Raw genomic sequence first — 19326 nt, 5'->3', positions numbered from 1 at the left:
CCGCACGCGCGCGATTGCTGCGCCCACGATGCAGCGCGCATTGGGCCCGACCGGGACATGGCCGGGCCCAACTCCGCGACGCGCAAAGTCTCAAGGGGGATGGCGGCTATTGACCCTTGGTCGCGCGGATCACCGTGGGGCGCGGTGATTTCGCAGAAGGCAAATAAGCCATCGTATCGCGCGTCGCAGGGCTCGCGAGATTGCGGTCGCCGTTCGGATACTGGGTTTCGTGGGCGGCCGGCTCCTGCGATCGCCACTGCGCGAACGCAGGCGTCGCGAGTGCGGTCGAAACGGCGATGGCGGCAACGAACAGCCTGGATGTCGTCATGGATTCTCTCCTGCCTCGGCGGCCCGCTTCATCGGGCAGCCGACATGGAGAGAGAGCGGGCTTTGCGGCTCCGCATTCCCGGCGGACGATCACGATATGGCGAAGAGACCGTGACGCCGCCGGTGAGAGCAACGACAGCTAATACAGCGGCGGAATCTGGCCGACCGTGACCGGGCCGAGCAGCACGGCGCCGTCGACGAATTTCAGCGGGAAGCTGCGGGCCTTCTTGCCCTCGAGCGTGCTCTCGGTGCCGATCGAGTTGATGCCGGCGGCAACGCCGGCGTTGGCGTTCTGCTTGATGACCTTGCCGAGGCCGGGAACGGCACGGTCGAGCGCGCCAAAGAGATTGTTGAGGTCCTTTGACTTCACGCCGGGCGCGACGCGATCGAGCGTTGCCTGCGGCACGCCCTCTTCCAGCATCTTCTCGATACCGAGCGCCGGGATGACGCGCTCGAGGCCGGTCACGGTCATCTGCAATTCGCCATCCAGTCGGCCATTGGCCGAGAGGCCCAGCGTGCCGGCCGCGACCGCGACCATCTCGCCCTGCTGGATCCGCGACTGCACGATCTCGATGTGGCCGCCGGCGGCCTGGATCTCGCGGAAGCGCTGCGGCCAGGGTTTTGGGGTGAGATCGGAGAGCCCGCTGATCCTCGCGCGCGTGTCGGCGTCGAACGGCTCGGCGAGCAAGGGATGAACGCCCTGGATGCTGCCCTGCGCGACTTGAAGCACGGTCTCGATCACGGGGTGATCGGCCGGCGATCCATCCGCGATGCGCCCATGCAGCTCAATCTGCTTGGCGCGCGCGAGCGGCACCTGCACGCTGCCGTCGACCCGGTTGACGCTGGGATCGTCGAACACGATGGAGGCACGATCCGGGATGGCCGGCAGGCCGACCACGCTGCTGCGCCCCTTGCTCCAGTTCACCACGAAGGTGTTTTGCGTGACGCCGTCGACGAGCGTTGCCGGCGCGGAAAACTCGGCAATGACGTGCTTGGGATCATAGACCTGCGCCAGAACCAGAATGTTGTCGAGCTTGGCCGTGAACGGCGTCTTGCTGGCATTCTGCGACACCAGCGCGACGCTGGCGCCGGAGCACTGGACCTCGAAGCGGAACGGGAAGCCGGCAATCGAGCGCTTGGCGCAATCATAGATGCGGCCGGATTTGGCCTCCTGCGCGCGCCAGGCATCGGCCGCGACCTCGGCCTGCGAGGCCGCATAGAACCAGAAGCCGCTCCAGGCGACGGCAAGGATCAGGAGGAGGACGGGAGCAATGAAGAGCCCCCAACGGGAGCGCCGGCCTGCGGCAATGGTCATATCGGACATACGGCGACCCTTTGGCCCCAGATTTTGTCAAATGTAAGCGAGGCTGGCCCCGGACGAAAGGCGGAGAATTCGCTTCGCTTGGGGGCAGGCTTCTGGTAGCCGTGCCCGAAATGTCGGAAATCACCCTTCCCAACGTCACGTCAGCCAAGGGCGACCTCTGGGTGTTCGGCTACGGATCGCTGATGTGGCGGCCGAGCTTCGAATTCGAGGAGCGCGTCCCTGCCCGGCTGGTCGGCGAGCATCGCGCGCTCTGCGTCTATTCCTTCGTGCATCGCGGCACGCCGGAGCAGCCGGGCCTGGTGCTGGGGCTCGACCGCGGCGGCGCCTGCCGCGGCATCGCCTTCCGGGTCGCTGAGAAAAATCGTGCTGATGTGGTCGCCAATCTGCGTGCGCGCGAGCAGGTGACCTCGGTCTATCGCGAGGTGATGCGCTCGGTATGGCTGGAGAACGAAGCGCGTGAGCGCGTCTCCGCCCTCGCCTATGTCGTCGACCGCGGCCATGTGCAATATGCCGGCCGGCTGTCGCTCGCCGACCAGCACCGCCATGTGCTGCAGGGTCACGGCCAGTCCGGCGCCAACCGCGACTACGTGACGGCGACCGTGAAGGCGATCGAGGCCGAAGGCTTTCGCGACACCCAATTGCATCAGCTCGCGACGATGCTGCATGGTGCGCACGCCCCGGCTCCCACCGAAGATCGAGAGAACCGCTAGCTCTCCGAGGGAGCGTAGCTCGGCGCACTGCCGATCAATTGCTCCTGCTCCTTGCGGCCCGCTTCGACGAGGCGGATGGTGGCATCCTCGATCGCGGTCTGCACGCGCGTGAGAAATTCATCCTTGGGCAGGCCCGACGGCAGCGGATCGAGGAACTCCACCACCAGCGTGCCGGGATAGCGCATGAAGGTCCGGCGCGGCCAGAACAGGCCGGAATTGAGCGCGATCGGCAGGCACCGCTCGCCGCAGGATGAATAGATCTGCGCAAAGCCGGTCTTGTAGTCCGGCGTCGCCCCCGGCGCGCGACGCGTGCCTTCCGGAAAGATCACGAGCTGGCCGCCGGCGCGCACCGCCTCGCGCGCGCGACGCGTCATGTCCAGCAACGCCTTGACGCCGGCCTTGCGGTCGATCGCGATCATCCCGGTCTTGACCAGGAACTGACCGAACACCGGAATCTGCATCAGCTGGCGCTTGAGGATGAAGATCGGGTGATTGAAGAAGCCCGGCAGCACGAAGGTTTCCCAGAACGACTGGTGCTTCGCGGCGATCACCAGTGGTCCCTGCGGGATCTTCTCGACGCCGCGGAATTCCACCTTGATGTTGCAGACCACGCGCATCAGGAAAATCGTCGCCTTCGCCCACCATTTCGCAATCGTCAGCATGGCGCGCGGCGGCAAGGCGAAGGTCGGCAGCGCTACGATCGCGAGGCACACCAGCACGGCGTAGAACAGCACGTTGAAGACGAGCGAGCGCAGGAAAATCAGGAACATCGAAAATCCGATCAATTGGCCTGCGCGGTGGCAGGCCGCCTGGATTGCAGACCCGCAGGCTGCTCCGATACTTCGGGGGAAAGGTCAATCCCGAAATCTTCCAGCCGCACCCTGAGCTCGGCGGCGATATACTTGACATATTCGAACAACAGCAGCCGCAGCGTCGAGGCCGAAGTCCACCACGGCTCTTCGCGCCATTTGTCGCCGACCACGGCGAACGGGACCAGCGTGGTCTCCGGCATCGCATGCGAGAATTCCACCAGCGCGCGCGGCATGTGATAGTTCGAGGTGACCACGATCAGCGATTTGAAGCCGCGTCCCACGGCCCAGCGCCGCGCTTCCTCCGCATTGCCCCGGGTCGTGAGCGCGGTGCGGTCGAGGTCGACGCAGCAGGTCATGAAGGACTGGTTCTCCGGCAGCGTCCGGGAGATGTCGCTCGCCGTCGAGGTCGGATGCACGCCCGAAATCAAGAGCCTTTTGCCGTAACCGGCCGCCAACAGCTCCATCGCATCCGACACCCGCGAGGAGCCGCCGGTCAACACCACGATGCCGTCAGCCTTGCGGTCCGGCGCGATCTCGGCGCCGCGCAATTGCGACAGGAACGCGACGAAGCCCGCCGCCGCGCCGACGAAAACGAACGCAACCGTCGACACCACGGTCGCGCGGAGCCAGCCGCGCGGCAGTTTCGGCGATGGATCGTCGGTCGGCGAGGTCATATGATGTCGGTGATCCCTTCCCCGGATTATTTTAGGACGTTTTGAGGCGAAGTGGAGTCCGGTTTAGCGGGCTCAATCGACGTCGTTGAGCGTCGCGAACAGGGTCTGGCGCGAGGCGGCCGCTGTGATGGCGCCGATCAGGACGGCCTGCACCGCGAGCACGACATAGCCGGACGGCCGCAGCGAGAAGGTGCCGAGCAGCGCCGCGAACTGGTCGCCGACCGGAGTGCCGGAGAACCAGCCGGCGATCGACTCGGAGAAGCCGAACAGCAGCATGGCGACGCCGCCGCCGATGACGCCGCCTTCGAGGCCAAGCCTAAGGAAGTGCCGCAGGAAATGATTGGCAATGTAGCGGTCGCCGGCGCCGACGAAATGCAGGACCTCGACGATCGGGCGGTTCGCCGCCATGGCGCCGCGGGTCGCGAACGAGACCGAGATGATGGTCGCGACGATGACGAGCGCGAGGATGCCGATGCCGGCGAACACAGTGGCGTTGGTCATCGAGCGCATCCGTTCGATCCAGGCGCGATGATCGTCAAGGCTTGCACTTGGCGCCACCTGCGTCACGCGGGCGCGCAAGGCACCGAGATCGAGCGCCGTGCCGGGCTGCACGCGCGCGATGATCATGCGCGGCACCGGCAGATCGTCCATCGACAGCCCGGTGCCGAGCCAGGGCTCGAGCAACTTGCCGCTCTCGTCCTTGGTGAACGGCTTGACCTCGACGATGCCGGCCTGCGCGCGCATCGCCTCGGTGACGGCAGCGGTGTCGCGCTCGATGTCGCGTCCGGATTGCGGGCGGACCTGGATGGTGATCTCGCTCGCGACATCCGACTGCCATTCCGCGGCGGAGGCGCTGACCAGCAGCACCGTGCCTGTCGTCATCGAGGCGAGGAAGGTCATGATCGCGACGACAGCGACCAGCGCGCGGCCATGGATCGAGGCGCGCGGCACGATCGGCGACATATTGCGCGCCCGCGCGGGAAGCTGCGGACGTTCCTGTCCGAGATCGACCAATACGCCGCGCTCGTCGGTCCTACTCATAGACGTGCAACCGGCCCTGATGCAGCACGAAGCGGCGCGCTTCGTACTGGTCCATCAGAGCGATGTCGTGGGTTGCGATAATGACGGCCGTGCCGGATTTGTTGAGCTCGATGAAGAGCCGCAGCAGCCGGCGCCCGAGCGTCGGATCGACGCTGCCGGTCGGCTCGTCCGCGAGCAGCAGCTGCGGCCGCGAGATCACCGCGCGCGCAATCGCCGCACGCTGCTTCTCGCCGCCGGACAGGATCGGCGGCAGCGCATCCATGCGCTCGCCGAGCCCGACCCAGCGCAAGAGGTCGATGACTTCTTTCCGATAGCTCGACTCGTTGCGGCCCATGACGCGGAACGGCAGCGCCACGTTCTCATAGGTCGTCATGTGGTCGAGCAGGCGGAAATCCTGGAGCACGATGCCGATGCGCTTGCGCAGATCCGCGATCTCGTCCTTGCCGAGCTGGGAGATGTCGTGGCCGAACAGATTGACGAGGCCGCGCGTCGGCCGGTGCGACAGGAACAACAGGCGCAGTAATGACGTCTTGCCGGCGCCGGACGGCCCGGTGAGGAACTGGAAGGAATGCGCCGGGATCTGGAAATTGAGGTCGCGCAGGATCTCCGGTCCCAGACCGTAGCGTAATCCGACATTTTCGAACCGAACCAAGCTCAGCTCCGTTCGAGAGGGGGCGATGGTCGCGACGCGACGCACCGCCACAGATGTTCCACGGGTTTTGCGACCGTTATGGTTTCCGGTTCGTTAACGGTCGCCTTGTAGCATCTTGGCCGCCCGGTTCCGCACGACCGGGTCATCGTCGAGGCCGTCCATGCATATTGTCTGCCCCCATTGTACGACATCCTACGCCATCAAGCTTGCGAGCCTTGGGGCCAACGGGCGGACGGTCCGCTGCTCCCGCTGCAAGGAGACCTGGATGGCGCATCCCGAGGATGCCATCGAGGAGGCGGCGGTACCGGCCATGGCCACAGCCAGCCAGGCCGACGACCAGTCCGACCTCGCCGCAGAGTGGAACTCCTACGCCAAGGACGACGCCGCCGCCGAGACCCCGGTGGTCGAAAGCCCCTCGATCGCCAGCGATTGGCCGACCGAGGACACCACGGAAGCCGAAGACGAATGGTCGACAGCGGCCCGGGAGGCCGAGGAGGAAGTCGTCGGTGCGCAGCACCAGTCCTGGTTCAGCGGCCTGTTCAGCCGCCGGGGGGCAAAGGTGAGCCGCCCGGCCCCCGTCGTGGTTCGGCGGAAATCCTATTACGGCCTGCCGACCACCTGCGCGGCCATGGGCGCGCTGGTGCTGGCGCTGGTGATCTGGCGTGGCGACATGGTCCGCCTGCTGCCGCAGACCGCGGCCTTCTACAAGATGGTCGGCTTCGAGGTGAACCTGCGCGGGCTGGCCTTCAAGGACGTCAAGCTCTCGACTGAGACCGTAGACGGTAAGCAGGTGCTGGTAATCGAGGGCGTGATCGTGGGCCTGGGCAAGAAGCCGCTCGATATTCCGCGCCTGCGCTTTGCCGTGCGCGACGCGCAAGGCGCCGAGATCTACGCCTGGAATTCGGTGCTGGAGCAGACCGTACTGCAACCCGGCGAGCGCGCCTTCTTCCGTTCGCGCCTGGCCTCGCCGCCGCCGGAAGGCCGCAATATCGACGTTCGCTTCTTCAACCGGCGCGACATTGCCGGTGGCAGCGTATAATCAACCTGGAGCGTCCCGCACGGGAAGGTTCGTCCCATGCCAAAAGTGTTGATCGCCGATGACGAGGATTCGATGCGCCAGCTCGTGGCGCGCGCCATCGCCATGGACGGCCACGAGACCGTCACCGCACAGGACGGCGCCGAGGCGCTGGAGATCCTGACCCGCGAGGACGGCGCGTTCGATCTGTTGCTCACCGACATCCAGATGCCCGTCATGGACGGCATCGCACTCGCGCTCTCGGCTGCGCGTGACTTTCCCCAGCTGACCATTTTGCTGATGACGGGCTTTGCCGATCAGCGCGAGCGTGCCTCGAATTTGAATGCGCTGGTGCATGACGTCGTGACAAAGCCGTTCTCGGTCGCGGATATCCGCACGGCGGTGGCGGATGCGCTGGCGGCGAAGAAAACCTGAAGCCTCAACTTGACCGCACCAGATCCGTCATCCCGAGGCGCTCGCGGAACGCGAGCCTCGAAGGATGGACGGCCCCGATGCAGCCGGGCCGTCGCCCTTCGAGGCTCGCCGAAGAGGCGAGCACCTCAGGGTGACGGTGACGGATTGCTTCGCTGCGCTCGCAATGACGGAAAACGTGGCGAGAGCGTAGCCCTCAAAAATCCTTCAGCAGCCGCTCGATATAGTCGAGCTCGATCTGCGGGCGCGAGGGGTCGCCGAGACGGCGACGGAGTTCTTCGAGGATGCGGCGGACGCGCTGCACGTCGATCTCGCCGGGGATCTTGACGGTGTAATCGTCGCCGAATTCGCGGCCGTGCAGCGGACGTCCGAGCGGGTCGGTCTGGTTGCCACCGCTCTGCTGGCGCCCGGTGCGATTGCCGGGACCATCACCCTGGCCGTCACCGTCGCCCTGCTGCATCGCTTCGGCCATCTTCTGCGCACCCTTGCGCATCGCATCCAGCGCCTTGCCCTGGGAATCCACCGCGCCGTCGGCATTGCCGTCGCCAAGCTTTGAGCCCGCATCGCCCATGGCGTTGTCGGCGGAATCGAGCCCACCGTCATCATCACCCTGGTCAGCGTCCTGATCGCCATCCTGGCCCTGGTCACCTTGCTGACCCTGCTGGCCCTTCTGTTCCTGCTGGCCTTTCTGGCCCTTCTGCGAGAGGCCGCGCTTGGACATTTCGTCCTGGAGCTTCTTCAGGCGGTCGCGCAGCGCCTGCTGGTCCTGCTGCAGGTCCGACATCGACTGGTCGCCCTGCTGCTGCTTGCCGCGCATGCGATCGCGCCGGGAGTCCTGGCCCTGCTTATAGGTCTTGTCGCGCAATTGCTGCTGCTTGCGGATCATGTCGCCGAGCTCATTGAGCGCCTGCTCCATGTCGCTCTCGCCGGACTGCCCCGGCTGCGCCATCTGAAGGCCCTCCAGCATCTGCTGGAGCTGGTCGAGCAGCTGCTTGGCCGCGTCCTTGTCGCCCGAGCGCGACAGCCGCTCCATGCGGTCGATCATGTTCTGCAAGTCCTGCTGGCGCAGGATTTTTGTGTTGGGATCGAGCGGACGCGCAAGCTGCTGGGCGTCCTTGTTGTTGCGGAACTGCTCGGCGAGCTGGCGCATGAAATTGTCGAGCGCCGCCCGCAGATCCTGTGTGAGCTTCTTGATCTCCTCGTCGCTGGCGCCGCGCTCCAGCGCCTGCTTCAGCGCGTCCTGCGCCGCGCGCAACGCCTTCTCGACGTCGGAGATGTTGCCGTCCTCGATCGTCACCGCGAGCGCCCACAGGCTCGCCACGACCTCGCGCAATGAATCATCCGTACGCGCCGCCTCGAGCTGACGCGCGACACTGTAGAGACCGAGATACTGCCCGGTCTCCTGCGTGAACAGCTCGGGCGCGATCATCAGCGCGTCGAGCGCGGTGTAGACGTCGGAGTTCTTGTTGGCGTCGAGCGCGAGGATGCGGCGCTGCTCGATCAGCGCGCGTGCGAGCGGCTTTGTAAACAGCCGCTCGGGCAGGCGCATGTTGAACGGCTCGCTCTTCGCCTCGTTGCCGGCCTCGTCCTTGGCAGTGAGCGTCAGCGTGACATCGGCGCCGGCATAGGGATCCTCGCTGAGATCCTTCACCGTCTGGCCGACACCGTTGCGGGTGCGCGCATTCGGCAGCACCAGCGGAAACTGCGGCGGCTGGAACAGCGGCCGCGCCGCCGTCTTGGCGTCGCCGTCCTTGCCGGCATCGGCGGTGCGCGGAGCGACCTGCGCCTCGGCGCCGGTGACGCCGTAATCGTCCTCGATCTTGTAGACGAGCTGGAGCGCGCCGCGGGCCTGGCGCTCCGGATCCTTGGCCAGCGCGATCGTCGGCGGGTGGTCCGCCGTCGCCGCGAAGGCCCATTGCGGCTGACCCGACGGCGCACGGACATGCGCGGTGCCGTCGCTGGTGATGGTGAAATGCTTCTCGTTGGTGCCCTTGGGCGTGGCTTCAGTCGGCGCGACTTCCTTGAGGCCGCCCGAGACGGCGACATCGAGGCTGCCGCCGGAAGAACGCACGATCAGGGTCGAGCCGGCGGGCACGGCGAGCGGGCCGGAGGCCGGAAGCGCTGCGGCTTCCTTGTTGGCGGCCGACAGGATCACCGGCGGCTTTCCGGTGTAGAGCGGCGGGGTAACCCAGGCGTCGACGCGGATATTGGTCGGCGTCAGCACGCCGTTCCAGTCGAAGGCGGCGCCCAGTCGCATCGCGCGCTCGTCGCCGGCGGCGAAGAAGGTCGCAACCAGCATCACCATGACCAGCGCGCGCAGCGCCCAGGGGTCATGGATGGCGAGGCGCGGGTGCGGCAAACCGGCGCGGATGCGCTTGAGCGAGGCCAGCGTGCGCTCGCGCTGCGCCTGCCAGAGCGCCTGCGCAACCGGGTCCTGCGAGGTCAGCGTGTCCGTGAGCGTAGTGGCGGGGCGGTGACGGATGCCCGAACCGCGGTCGAGCCGGGCGAGCGCCTCTTCGCGGCTCGGCCAGCGAAACCGAATCAGGGGGAACAGGGCACCAGCCGCAAGGCCTGCGAAAATGATGAGACCGATGAGACGGGCCACAAACGGCAGCGCCAGCCAGAGGCCGGCCCAGGACACCACCAGAAACAGGCCGACAACGGTGAGAACACGCGCCAACCCGGGCCAGGCACGCTCCCACGCGATGGCATAAGTGGACCGCTCGAGGGCCTGCGCCAGCTTCAACCGCGACAGAGCATCGCCATCGCGGATCGGGTCTGACGGCTCGGGGGTGACGCCGTTCAATCAACTCTCCAGGTTACCCGGCAGAGTGGAGCGTACCACAACGGCAGCACTGAGGCATCCGTTCCTGTACGGGACATCCCCCTTTTCCCGCATAACACGAGGACGTGACTGCTCCGGCTCAACCCCGTAGTTTCCGCGGCGCCATTCCCAAAGGGAAATAAAGGAAACGCCATGGACAAGAAGATGCACGACAAGGGCCTGGAAGTCCGCAAAGCGGTGCTGGGCGAGGCCTATGTCAACAACGCGCTGAAGAATGTCGACGACTTCAACCGTCCGTTCCAGGAGATGCTCAACGAATATTGCTGGGGCACGGTGTGGGGCCGCGAGGAGCTGCCGCGCAAGACCCGCAGCATGCTCAACATCGCGATGATCGCGATCCTCAACCGCCAGCACGAGTTCCGCGCGCATCTGAAGGGCGCGCTCACCAACGGCGTCACCCGCGACGAAATCCGCGAGATCCTGATGCAGGTCGCGATCTATGGCGGCATGCCGGCCGCGGTAGACAGTTTTCGCGTCGCGCGCGAGGTGTTCGCGGAGATCGACGGGAAGGCGTGAAGGGTTGAGTAACGTGAGGGACGCACGGTCCCTCACCACCGTCGTCCTGGCGAAAGCCAGGAAGACACCGAGGGTGGGCACCGCGGATCAATAACAACGAAGAAACAAGGAAACACCATGGACATCGGATTCATCGGCCTCGGAAACATGGGTTTCCCGATGGCGCGGCGGCTGGTCGAGGCCGGCCACAGTCTCGTCGTGTTCGACACCCGCAAGGAGGTCGTCGACAAGCTCGTTGCGCGCGGAGCCACCGCTGCGACGTCGCCGAAGGACGTTGCCGACAAGGTCGAGACCGTGATGGCGAGCCTGCCGTCGTTGCAGGCCTCGCTGGAGGTCGCCACGGGCGCGAACGGCGTGATCGAGGGCAGCCGCGCCAAACGCTTCATTGATCTCTCCACAGTCGGCTCGGCGATGGCGGCGAAGATTCACGGCCTACTGGCAAAACGCAACATCGTGCAGATCGACTGCCCGGTGTCCGGTGGGGTCGGCGGCGCCGAAAAGGGCACGCTGGCGGTGATGGTATCGGGACCGAAGGCGGAGTTCGAGCTGTTGAAGCCGGCGCTCGACGTGATCGGAAAGGTGTTCTTCATCGGCGAGAAGCCGGGTGCTGCACAGACCATGAAGCTCGCCAACAATTTCCTCTCGGCCACCGCGATCGTGGCGACGTCGGAAGCCGTGGTGATGGGCGTAAAGGCCGGGCTCGATCCCGCCGTGATGATCGACGTCATCAATTCAGGCTCGGGCATGAACACCGCAAGCCGCGACAAGTTTCCGCGCTCGGTGCTGCCGCGGACCTTCGATTTCGGCTTCTCCACGGGACTGATGGTGAAGGACGTTCGGCTCGCCCTGGAGGAGATGAAGCAGCTCGGCCTGTCGATGGAGGTCGCCGATGCCGTCGGACGGCTGTGGGAGACGGTGATCAGCGCGGAAGGCGCCGAGTCCGATTTCACCGCGGCGATCAAGCCGATCGAGAAGAAGGCAGGAGTCATCGTCGGCGGCAAGCCGGGTGGACTTGCCGGGAAGTAACGTCAGCGCCAACCTCATCACAACCGCGACGTGAATTTCCTCGATCGCTCGCGAATGCATCTGATCGCAACGCAACATCCTTGAGTTGTGATCGCGCTCGGCTATCCTGTCCGCCCTACACGACTGCAAAAAAATCAGGGAGGACGGAATGAAGCGTCATCGACACTTACTTGTCGGTGCGACCACGGCCCTGTTTGCCTGTGTCGCACTCGGTACTTCGCCCGCCATGGCGACGGCGTGCACCAATCTTCGATCCTTGCAACTGCAGCACACGGTGATCAATTCGGCGGACGACAACACCACCGGCACCTTCGTGCCGCCCGGCGGCGCCCCGATCACCGGCCTTCCCGCGTTCTGCCGCATCACCGCAACGCTGATCCCGAGCTCGGATTCCAGCATCAAGATCGAGGTCTGGCTGCCCGAGAGCACGTGGAACGGCAGGTTCCTCGGCACCGGCGGCGGCGGCTTCCAGGGCACGATCACGTACAACGAGCTCGCCCTCGGCATCCAGGGCGGCTTTGCCGCGACCAACAGCGACCTCGGCACGGGGTCATCGGGATGCAATCCGCTGTTCTGCGGCTCGGCCGGCAACATGGGCAATCCGCTCGCGATCGACTTCGGCGATCCGACGGCGCCGTCGACGGGCCTGTTCGGACATCCCGAGCGGATCAAGGATTTCGGCTACCGCGCAATCCATCTGATGACCGAGCGGGGCAAGGAGATCGTCAGCGCGTTTTACGGCCATCGATCGCAACGGGCCTATTTCGCCGGCTGCTCCACCGGCGGCCAGAACGCCCTGATGGAGGCGCAGCGCTTCCCCAACGACTATGACGGCATTCTCGCTGGCGCCGCCGCATTCAACCGCACCCATTTGCACATGGCGGGACTCTATGGCTGGCAGAACACGCATGCGAGCACCGGCCGGTTCATCCAGACCGGCCAGATGACGCTGATCAACCAGGCCGTGCTCAAGCAATGCGTCGGCCAGGACGGCGGCGCCAAGACCGATCAGTTCCTGACCGATCCGCGCGATTGTCATTTCGATCCGAAGGTCCTGCTCTGCAAAGGTGGCAGCATGCCGCCGGCATGCCTGACCTCCGATCAGGTCACGACCATGCAGCGCTATTACGCCGGCACGATCGACCCGGTGAATGGACAGCTCGTCAATCCGGGCTCCGAGCGCGGCAACGAGACTGACGACATCCTCGCCCTCGGCCTGGCGTTCCAGGAACGACTGCCCGAGCCGGCCTTCGACGGCCTGTTCTACTGGGTGTTCGGCCCGAGCTTCGGCTATCCGGCCAGCGCGACCAACTATGCCAATTTCGATTTCCACCGCGACATCGACAAGGTCGACGACCAGCTCGCCGCGGTGCTCAACGCGACCAGCACCGATCTCAGCGAATTCAGGGGGCATGGCGGCAAGCTGCTGATGTACCACGGTTGGGCCGACCCGCTGATCCCGTCACAGAGCAGCATCAACTACTTCCTGGCGCTGGTGGGGAATGAAGGCCAGGGGCCTCAACCGGTCGGCTTCTTCGATCACGACAATGGCAATCCGGCGCTGCGACGGACCCAGAGCTATGCGCGTCTGTTCATGGTGCCCGGGCTGTACCACTGCTCGGGCGGCCCCGGTCCCAACACGTTCGATGCGCTGACGCCGCTGGTCAAATGGGTCGAGGCCGGCGTCGCGCCGGAGACGATCCTCGCCACGAAGTTTGTGGCCGATACGCCGCCCGCAGTTCAGATGACCCGGCCGCTCTGCGTCTTCCCCAAGGTCGCGAGATACAACGGCGGCGGCGACACCAACGTTGCGGCGAGCTTCACCTGCGTCACCGACGAGAACGACTTCAACCAGAAGCCGGCTCCGAAATACGGACCGTGACGAAGACGCGGCGTCGGCGAGCGCATGCTCGCCGGCGTCCTCACAACCACGGCGCCGGCGTATCCATCGCGATCAGCTGCTCGACCTCGATGCGCGGGCGCACGACCGCGTATTGATCACCCTTTACCAGCACCTCCGGAACCAGCGGCCGGGTGTTGTAGGTGCCGGCCTGCACGGCGCCATAGGCACCGGCGGTCATGATGGCGATGAGATCGCCCGGCTTCGGCGTCGGCATCGTGCGGTCGAGCGCGAGATAGTCGCCGGTTTCGCAGACGGGACCGACAACGTCGGCCGCGATCGTCGCAGCGCCCGGCGCGGGCTGCGTCACGGGCAGGATGTCGTGATGCGCCTCGTACAATGTCGGGCGGATCAGGTCGTTCATCGCGGCGTCGATAATGACAAAATTCTTGCCGTCGCCGTGCTTCACATAGATCACCTTGGCGACGAGGATGCCGGCATTGCCGACGATCATGCGGCCCGGCTCGAACATCAGGGTGCAGCCGAGATTGTGGCTGACGCGCTTGACCATCGCGGCATAGGCGTCCGGCGCCGGCGGCGCCTCGCGGTCCATGTAATAGGGAATGCCGAGCCCGCCGCCGAAATCGACGTGGCTGATGTTATGGCCGTCGGACCGCAGCGTCTGCACGAATTCGGAGAGGATGCGGAACGCGGTCTCCATCTTGGAGAGATCAGTGATCTGGCTGCCGATATGAACGTCGGTGCCGGTCACCTCGATCCCAGGCAGTTTCGCGGCACGCGCGTAAACCTCGCGGGCGTGAACGATCGGAATGCCGAACTTGTTCTCGGACTTGCCGGTGGAGATTTTTGCGTGCGTACCGGCATCGACGTCCGGGTTGACGCGGATGGAGATCCGCGCGGTCTTGCCCGTCTCGGTCGCAAGGCGCGAGAGCAATTCGAGCTCGGGCTCGGATTCGACGTTGAGACAGAGGATGTCGGCGGCGAGTGCGGCGCGCAGCTCGGTCTCGGTCTTGCCGACACCGGAGAACACGATCTTGCTGCCGGGAATACCGGCGGCCAGCGCGCGCTTCAGCTCGCCTCCGGAGACGACGTCAGCGCCGGCGCCGAGCTTCGCGAGCGTGCGCAGCACCGACTGGTTGGAGTTCGCCTTCATGGCGTAGCAGACCAGCACCTTCTCGCCGGCAAAGGCATCGGCGAAGACGCGGTAATGCCGCTCAAGCGTGGCGGTCGAATAGCAATAGAACGGCGTGCCGACGGTCGCGGCCAGCTCGGACAGGTTCACCGCCTCGGCGTGCAGCACGCCGTTGCGGTAGTCGAAATGGTTCATGGCGTTGGCTCAGTTGCCCCAGCCTATCGGCTGGGCTTTTCGTCCAGGAGCGGGTCGAGGATAAACGGTTTCTTCTGGCCCTTGGTCGCCGCCGGCGCAGCATCCGCGCCATAGGTCGGATTGAACACGCTCGGCGTTTTCTGGGCTTCGGTCTCTGTATCGGTCGGCGCGGCGATGTTGGCCGTGGACGCGCTGGAGGCGGTTGGCGGCAGGTCGAGCGGACCCTTGCGGCCGCAGCCGGCGAGCGCAAGCGCGCTCAGGCTCAAGACAATGATGGCCCACCCCGAGCCGGCCGGGCGAAACTTTGACGTCACGACGAAATCCCCACTACGCGGGCCGCACCATACAGAGATTGGCGCGCTCTGGCGAGAGCCGGATGACCATGAAACATAAGCGAAATTTTGCCTTCAGCCCAATTTTCGCTCTTTTTCCAGCCGCTTCGCCCAGGCCTTGGCCTGGCTCGCCACGTTCTTCGGCGCGGTGCCGCCGAAGCTGGTGCGGCTCTTCACCGACGATTCGACCGAGAGCACACCAAGCACGTCCTTGGTGATCCTGGGCTCGATCGCCTGCATCTCTTTCAGCGGCAGCTCGTGCAGCGCCACGCCGCCCTCGGCGGCCTTGGCCACGATGCGGCCGGTGACGTGATGGGCCTCGCGGAACGGCATCTTCAGGGTCCGCACCAACCAGTCGGCGAGATCGGTCGCGGTGGCATAGCCCTCGCCGGCAGCGGCTTTCATCTTGGCCTCATCCGGCTCGAGGTCGCGGACCATGCCGGTCATGGCGCGGATGGCGAGCGATAGCGCGGCAAAGCCCTCCATCGCGCCCTGCTTGTCCTCCTGCATGTCCTTTTGGTAGGCGAGCGGCAGGCCCTTCATCACGATCAGGAGACCGTTGAGCGCGCCGATGACGCGGCCGGTCTTGGCGCGCACCAGCTCGGCGGCATCAGGATTGCGCTTCTGCGGCATGATCGAGGAGCCGGTGGTGAACTTGTCGCTCAGCCGGATCATGCCGACCAGCGGCGAGGTCCAGATCACGATCTCCTCGGCAAAACGCGACATGTGCACGGCGCAGATCGAGGCCGCCGACAGCGTCTCCAGCACGAAGTCGCGATCGGAGACCGCATCGAGCGAGTTCGCCATCGGCCGGTCGAATGCCAGCGCCTTCGCAGTGGCATGACGGTCGATCGGGAACGAGGTGCCGGCGAGTGCGGCCGCACCCAGCGGGGATTCATTGAGCCGCTTGCGCGCATCCTGGAAACGGCCGCGATCCCGCGCAGCCATCTCGACATAGGCGAGCAGGTGGTGACCGAACGTCACGGGCTGCGCGGTCTGCAGATGCGTGAAGCCGGGCATCACGGTCGCGGCATGCTCCAGCGCGCGATTGACCAGCGCGGCCTGGAACGCGGCGAGCGCGGCATCGGTCTCGTCGAGAACGTCGCGGACATAGAGACGGAAATCGGTCGCAACCTGGTCGTTGCGCGAGCGTGCGGTGTGCAGGCGGCCGGCGGCGGGCCCGATCAGCTCCGACAGGCGGCTCTCGACATTCATGTGAATGTCCTCGAGCGCGCGCTTGAACTGGAAGCCGCCCTTGCTGATCTCTGACAAAATCGTGTCTAGACCCTTGCCGATATTTTTCGCATCAGAGGCCGTGATGATGCCCTGGCTGGCAAGCATCGCGGCGTGGGCCTTGGACGCGGCAATGTCCTGGGCAAAGAGGTGACGATCGACGTCGATGGAGACGTTGATCTCTTCCATGATCTCATCGGGACGTTCCGAGAACCGGCCGCCCCACATCTTGTTGCTCATGATCCCCTGCTCACGCCTTGCTTTGCCGCATGTTTGCTGGCGGAGGCCAGCCGTATTAAGAGGCCCCTGATAGCCATATCTGCGACCGGATGACAAACGATATGCTCGACCAGAAGCCCTCCGCCACGCGCCGGATCCCCATCGTCATCGCCACCGTGGTGGTCGGCGGGCTGGCCGGCTTCGCCGCGCTGTATGGGCTCGGCTTGAGCCGGACCCCGTCAGGCGATCCGGCCTGCCGCGCGGCGGTGGCCACGGCCAAAAAGATCGCCCCGCTCGCCCATGGCGAGGTGGCGGCGCTGACCATGGCCAGCACCCCCCTGAAGCTGCCCGACCTGGCCTTCGAGGATGCCGACGGCAAGCCGAGGAAGCTCTCGGATTTCCGCGGCAAGACCCTGCTGGTCAACCTCTGGGCCACCTGGTGCGTGCCATGTCGAAAAGAGATGCCGGCGCTCGACCAGCTCCAGACCAAGCTTTCAGGCCCGAATTTCGAGGTGGTCGCGATCAATATCGACACCCGCGACCCCGAAAAGCCAAAGAATTTCCTGAAAGACGCCAATTTGACCAGGCTCGGCTATTTCACCGATCAGAAAGCCAAGGTTTTTCAGGATCTTAAGGCGATAGGCCGGGCCCTGGGCATGCCGACCTCGGTACTGGTCGATCCGCAGGGCTGCGAGATCGCGACGATCGCGGGACCGGCGGAATGGGCGAGCGACGACGCACTCAAACTGCTCCGGGCCGCGTTAGGCCCGGCTGCTGCGTCGTTCTAGGCAGAGATATTCAGATTGCCGCCGACGCCCGCGCCGACATTGGCGAGCGAGGGCTGACCGGCGCCCAGCAGCGTCAGGACGGCGGATTTCTCCGCGTCCGCGTTCTGCTTCATCAGCGTCGCCGCGACATTCGATTGCAGCGCGCCTTGCTGAGAGGCCAGCATGGAGCTGACCATCGCCATCGTGTCCATTACACAAACCCTCGTACCGGACGCAGCCTAGGGGCGATGGGTTAACGCGACATGAATTGTCACGATGTCAGCGTGTCGGAACCGGCTTGGCGCCGCGGTAGTCGTAGAAGCCGCGCTGGGTCTTGCGGCCGAGCCAGCCGGCCTCGACGTATTTCACCAGCAGCGGGCACGGCCGATACTTGGAGTCGGCCAGGCCCTCATGCAGCACCTGCATGATCGACAGACAGGTATCGAGGCCGATGAAATCGGCGAGCTCCAGCGGGCCCATCGGATGGTGGGCGCCAAGCTTCATCGCCGCGTCGATCGCCTCGACATTGCCGACGCCTTCGTACAGCGTGTAGATCGCCTCGTTGATCATCGGCAGCAGGATGCGGTTGACGATGAAGGCCGGGAAATCCTCGGAGACGGCGACCTGCTTGCCGAGCTTGGCGACGAATTCCTTGGAGGCCTCGAAGGTGGAATCGTCGGTGGCGATGCCGCGGATCAGCTCCACCAGCTCCATCAGCGGCACCGGGTTCATGAAATGAATGCCGATGAAGCGCTCGGGCCGGTCGGTGGCGGCGGCAAGCCGCGTGATAGAAATCGAGGACGTATCGGAGGCGACGATCGCCTCCGGCTTCAACACCGCGCAGAGGTCGTGGAAGATCTTGCGCTTGACCTCTTCCTTCTCGACCGCGGTTTCGATCACGAGATCGCAATCAGCGAGGTCGTCGAGCTTCTCGCCGAGCTTGATGCGTGAAATCGCCTTGGCCTTGTCGTCCTCGGTGACGCCCTTCTTGGAGACCTGGCGCGCCAGATTGCCGTTGATGGTCGCCATGCCTGACTTGAGGCGGTCGGCCGAGATGTCGTTCAGCACCACATCGAAGCCGGCCAAGGCCGCGACATGCGCGATGCCGTTGCCCATCTGCCCCGCGCCGATCACGCCGACCTTCTTGATCACTGCCGCCATAATGTCATCCACCGGAACGGCGCGCATGTCGCGCCTGCCTAATCCCCCGAGCCGGGAGGCCTGATTTAATCAGAACCTTGGCCCGAAACCTAGATTGGATCGCTTCCCCGGCGTGCCCCACGCCAAAGAAAACGCTTCGAAAAAGCAACACCGGCCGGAGTGTACCACTCCGGCCGGTGTTTTTACTGCGATTTTACTTGCCGAGCTTGGCGAGCGCGTCGGTGAGTTCAGGAACCGCCTGGTAGAGGTCGGCAACCAGGCCATAATCGGCGACCTGGAAGATCGGCGCGTCCTCGTCCTTGTTGATCGCGACGATCACCTTGGAATCCTTCATGCCGGCCAGATGCTGGATCGCGCCGGAAATGCCCACCGCGACATAGAGCTCGGGGGCCACGACCTTGCCGGTCTGGCCGACCTGCCAGTCGTTCGGCGCATAGCCGGCGTCGACCGCCGCACGCGAGGCACCGACACCGGCCCCTAACTTGTCGGCGAGCGGCTCGATGTACTTTGCAAAGTTCTCGCGGCTCTGCATGGCGCGGCCACCGGAGACGATGATCTTGGCCGAGGTCAGCTCGGGGCGATCGCTCTTGGCGACTTCCTCGCCGACGAAGGACGACAGGCCGGGATCGACCGCTGCCGCGACGCTCTCGACCGGTGCGCTGCCGCCGGCAGCTGCCGCCGCGAAGGTCGAGGTACGGACCGTGATGACCTTCTTGGCGTCCTTCGACTTCACCGTCTGGATGGCGTTGCCGGCATAGATCGGACGCTCATAGGTGTCGGGCGCGACCACCTTGGTGATCTCCGAGACCTGCATGACGTCGAGCAGCGCGGCGACGCGCGGCATCACGTTCTTGAAGCGCGAGGTCGCGGGCGCGACGATCGCATCGTAGCCAGGGGCCAGCGAGACGATCAGCGCGGCCAGCGGCTCGGCGAGATCGTGCGCGTAGGGCTCGCCTTCGGCGACCAGCACCTTGGCAACACCGGCGAGCTTCGAAGCCGCCTCGGCCGCAGCCTTGGTGCCCTGCCCGCCGCCGGCGACCAGCACGTGGACG

The 19326-nt window shown here is 65.3% G+C and carries 20 protein-coding genes; 7 read left to right on the top strand and 13 right to left on the bottom strand.

The window, feature by feature from the left end; genetic code table 11:
- Window positions 1–106 precede the first annotated feature (106 nt).
- Both FXB40_RS26170 and FXB40_RS26165 read right to left on the bottom strand, forming a co-directional pair.
- Window positions 107–328, bottom strand: coding sequence for a hypothetical protein (locus tag FXB40_RS26170; protein ID WP_148775032.1), 222 nt, complete (start codon window positions 326–328; stop codon window positions 107–109).
- 138 nt (window positions 329–466) lie between these two features.
- Window positions 467–1651: a DUF2125 domain-containing protein gene (locus FXB40_RS26165; protein ID WP_148775031.1), complete on the bottom strand. Its 1185-nt coding sequence runs from the start codon at window positions 1649–1651 to the stop codon at window positions 467–469.
- Window positions 1652–1761: 110 nt separating this feature from the next.
- On the opposite strand from FXB40_RS26165, the gene FXB40_RS26160 reads away from it, so the two are divergent.
- Window positions 1762–2361: a gamma-glutamylcyclotransferase gene (locus tag FXB40_RS26160; RefSeq protein ID WP_187437145.1), complete on the top strand. Its 600-nt coding sequence runs from the start codon at window positions 1762–1764 to the stop codon at window positions 2359–2361.
- Here FXB40_RS26160 and FXB40_RS26155 read toward each other — a convergent pair.
- From FXB40_RS26155 to ftsE, 4 genes are all read right to left on the bottom strand, one after another.
- A complete protein-coding gene (locus FXB40_RS26155; RefSeq protein WP_148775029.1) occupies window positions 2358–3131 on the bottom strand; it encodes a lysophospholipid acyltransferase family protein in 774 nt (257 codons plus the stop codon). The genes FXB40_RS26160 and FXB40_RS26155 overlap by 4 nt on opposite strands.
- An 11-nt stretch (window positions 3132–3142) precedes the next feature.
- Complete coding sequence (locus FXB40_RS26150; RefSeq protein WP_148775028.1) at window positions 3143–3847, bottom strand: YdcF family protein; 705 nt, start codon at window positions 3845–3847, stop codon at window positions 3143–3145.
- A gap of 72 nt (window positions 3848–3919) precedes the next feature.
- Window positions 3920–4888: a cell division protein FtsX gene (locus FXB40_RS26145; RefSeq protein WP_148775027.1), complete on the bottom strand. Its 969-nt coding sequence runs from the start codon at window positions 4886–4888 to the stop codon at window positions 3920–3922.
- The gene (gene ftsE / locus FXB40_RS26140) at window positions 4881–5540 is read right to left on the bottom strand and encodes a cell division ATP-binding protein FtsE (RefSeq protein WP_148775026.1); all 660 of its coding nucleotides are present in this window, start codon (window positions 5538–5540) and stop codon (window positions 4881–4883) included. The genes FXB40_RS26145 and ftsE overlap by 8 nt, the downstream gene beginning before the upstream one ends.
- Before the next feature lie 160 nt (window positions 5541–5700).
- Here ftsE and FXB40_RS26135 point away from each other — a divergent pair, with 160 nt between their 5' ends.
- On the top strand, window positions 5701–6579 hold the full coding sequence (locus FXB40_RS26135) for an MJ0042-type zinc finger domain-containing protein (protein ID WP_148775025.1): 879 nt from the start codon (window positions 5701–5703) through the stop codon (window positions 6577–6579).
- Between the two features lie 36 nt (window positions 6580–6615).
- The gene (locus tag FXB40_RS26130) at window positions 6616–6990 is read left to right on the top strand and encodes a response regulator (RefSeq protein WP_148775024.1); all 375 of its coding nucleotides are present in this window, start codon (window positions 6616–6618) and stop codon (window positions 6988–6990) included.
- Window positions 6991–7183: 193 nt separating this feature from the next.
- Here FXB40_RS26130 and FXB40_RS26125 read toward each other — a convergent pair whose 3' ends face one another.
- Complete coding sequence (locus tag FXB40_RS26125; RefSeq protein WP_148775023.1) at window positions 7184–9793, bottom strand: TIGR02302 family protein; 2610 nt, start codon at window positions 9791–9793, stop codon at window positions 7184–7186.
- Window positions 9794–9964: 171 nt separating this feature from the next.
- Between FXB40_RS26125 and FXB40_RS26120 the strand changes: the two genes are divergently transcribed.
- The 3 genes from FXB40_RS26120 (at window position 9965) to FXB40_RS26110 (ending at window position 13256) form a co-directional block, all read left to right on the top strand.
- Entirely contained in the window at window positions 9965–10348 is a 384-nt protein-coding gene (locus tag FXB40_RS26120) for a carboxymuconolactone decarboxylase family protein (protein ID WP_148775022.1), read from the top strand.
- 117 nt (window positions 10349–10465) lie between these two features.
- Complete coding sequence (locus FXB40_RS26115; protein WP_148775021.1) at window positions 10466–11374, top strand: NAD(P)-dependent oxidoreductase; 909 nt, start codon at window positions 10466–10468, stop codon at window positions 11372–11374.
- Window positions 11375–11522: 148 nt separating this feature from the next.
- Window positions 11523–13256, top strand: coding sequence for a tannase/feruloyl esterase family alpha/beta hydrolase (locus FXB40_RS26110; protein ID WP_148775020.1), 1734 nt, complete (start codon window positions 11523–11525; stop codon window positions 13254–13256).
- Window positions 13257–13296: 40 nt separating this feature from the next.
- On the opposite strand, the gene lysA is transcribed toward FXB40_RS26110, so the two are convergent.
- The 3 genes from lysA to argH form a co-directional block, all read right to left on the bottom strand.
- Window positions 13297–14562 carry a diaminopimelate decarboxylase gene (gene lysA, locus FXB40_RS26105; RefSeq protein WP_148775019.1) on the bottom strand — a complete coding sequence of 422 codons (1266 nt, stop codon included), beginning with the start codon at window positions 14560–14562 and terminating at the stop codon, window positions 13297–13299.
- Window positions 14563–14585: 23 nt separating this feature from the next.
- Window positions 14586–14876, bottom strand: a complete 291-nt coding sequence (gene lptM, locus FXB40_RS26100; protein WP_148775018.1) for an LPS translocon maturation chaperone LptM — start codon at window positions 14874–14876, stop codon at window positions 14586–14588.
- 93 nt (window positions 14877–14969) lie between these two features.
- Entirely contained in the window at window positions 14970–16367 is a 1398-nt protein-coding gene (gene argH / locus FXB40_RS26095) for an argininosuccinate lyase (RefSeq protein WP_148775017.1), read from the bottom strand.
- A gap of 101 nt (window positions 16368–16468) precedes the next feature.
- Between argH and tlpA the strand changes: the two genes are divergently transcribed.
- Window positions 16469–17134 carry a thiol:disulfide interchange protein TlpA gene (gene tlpA, locus FXB40_RS26090; RefSeq protein WP_148775016.1) on the top strand — a complete coding sequence of 222 codons (666 nt, stop codon included), beginning with the start codon at window positions 16469–16471 and terminating at the stop codon, window positions 17132–17134.
- Here the strand turns inward: tlpA and FXB40_RS26085 are convergent.
- From FXB40_RS26085 to FXB40_RS26075, 3 genes are all read right to left on the bottom strand, one after another.
- The gene (locus FXB40_RS26085) at window positions 17131–17325 is read right to left on the bottom strand and encodes a hypothetical protein (protein ID WP_045005377.1); all 195 of its coding nucleotides are present in this window, start codon (window positions 17323–17325) and stop codon (window positions 17131–17133) included. The two genes, tlpA and FXB40_RS26085, sit on opposite strands and share 4 nt — an antisense overlap.
- A 67-nt stretch (window positions 17326–17392) precedes the next feature.
- Complete coding sequence (locus FXB40_RS26080; RefSeq protein WP_148775015.1) at window positions 17393–18274, bottom strand: 3-hydroxybutyryl-CoA dehydrogenase; 882 nt, start codon at window positions 18272–18274, stop codon at window positions 17393–17395.
- A 193-nt stretch (window positions 18275–18467) separates the two neighbouring features.
- The coding region (locus FXB40_RS26075) for an electron transfer flavoprotein subunit alpha/FixB family protein (protein WP_148775014.1) at window positions 18468–19326 on the bottom strand (859 nt) is incomplete at its 5' end.

Origin of the sequence: Bradyrhizobium rifense (assembly GCF_008123425.1) — a bacterium.
GTDB lineage: Bacteria > Pseudomonadota > Alphaproteobacteria > Rhizobiales > Xanthobacteraceae > Bradyrhizobium > Bradyrhizobium rifense.
Note: the sequence above shows the minus strand (reverse complement) of the source record. Positions and strands in the feature narration are given on the sequence as shown.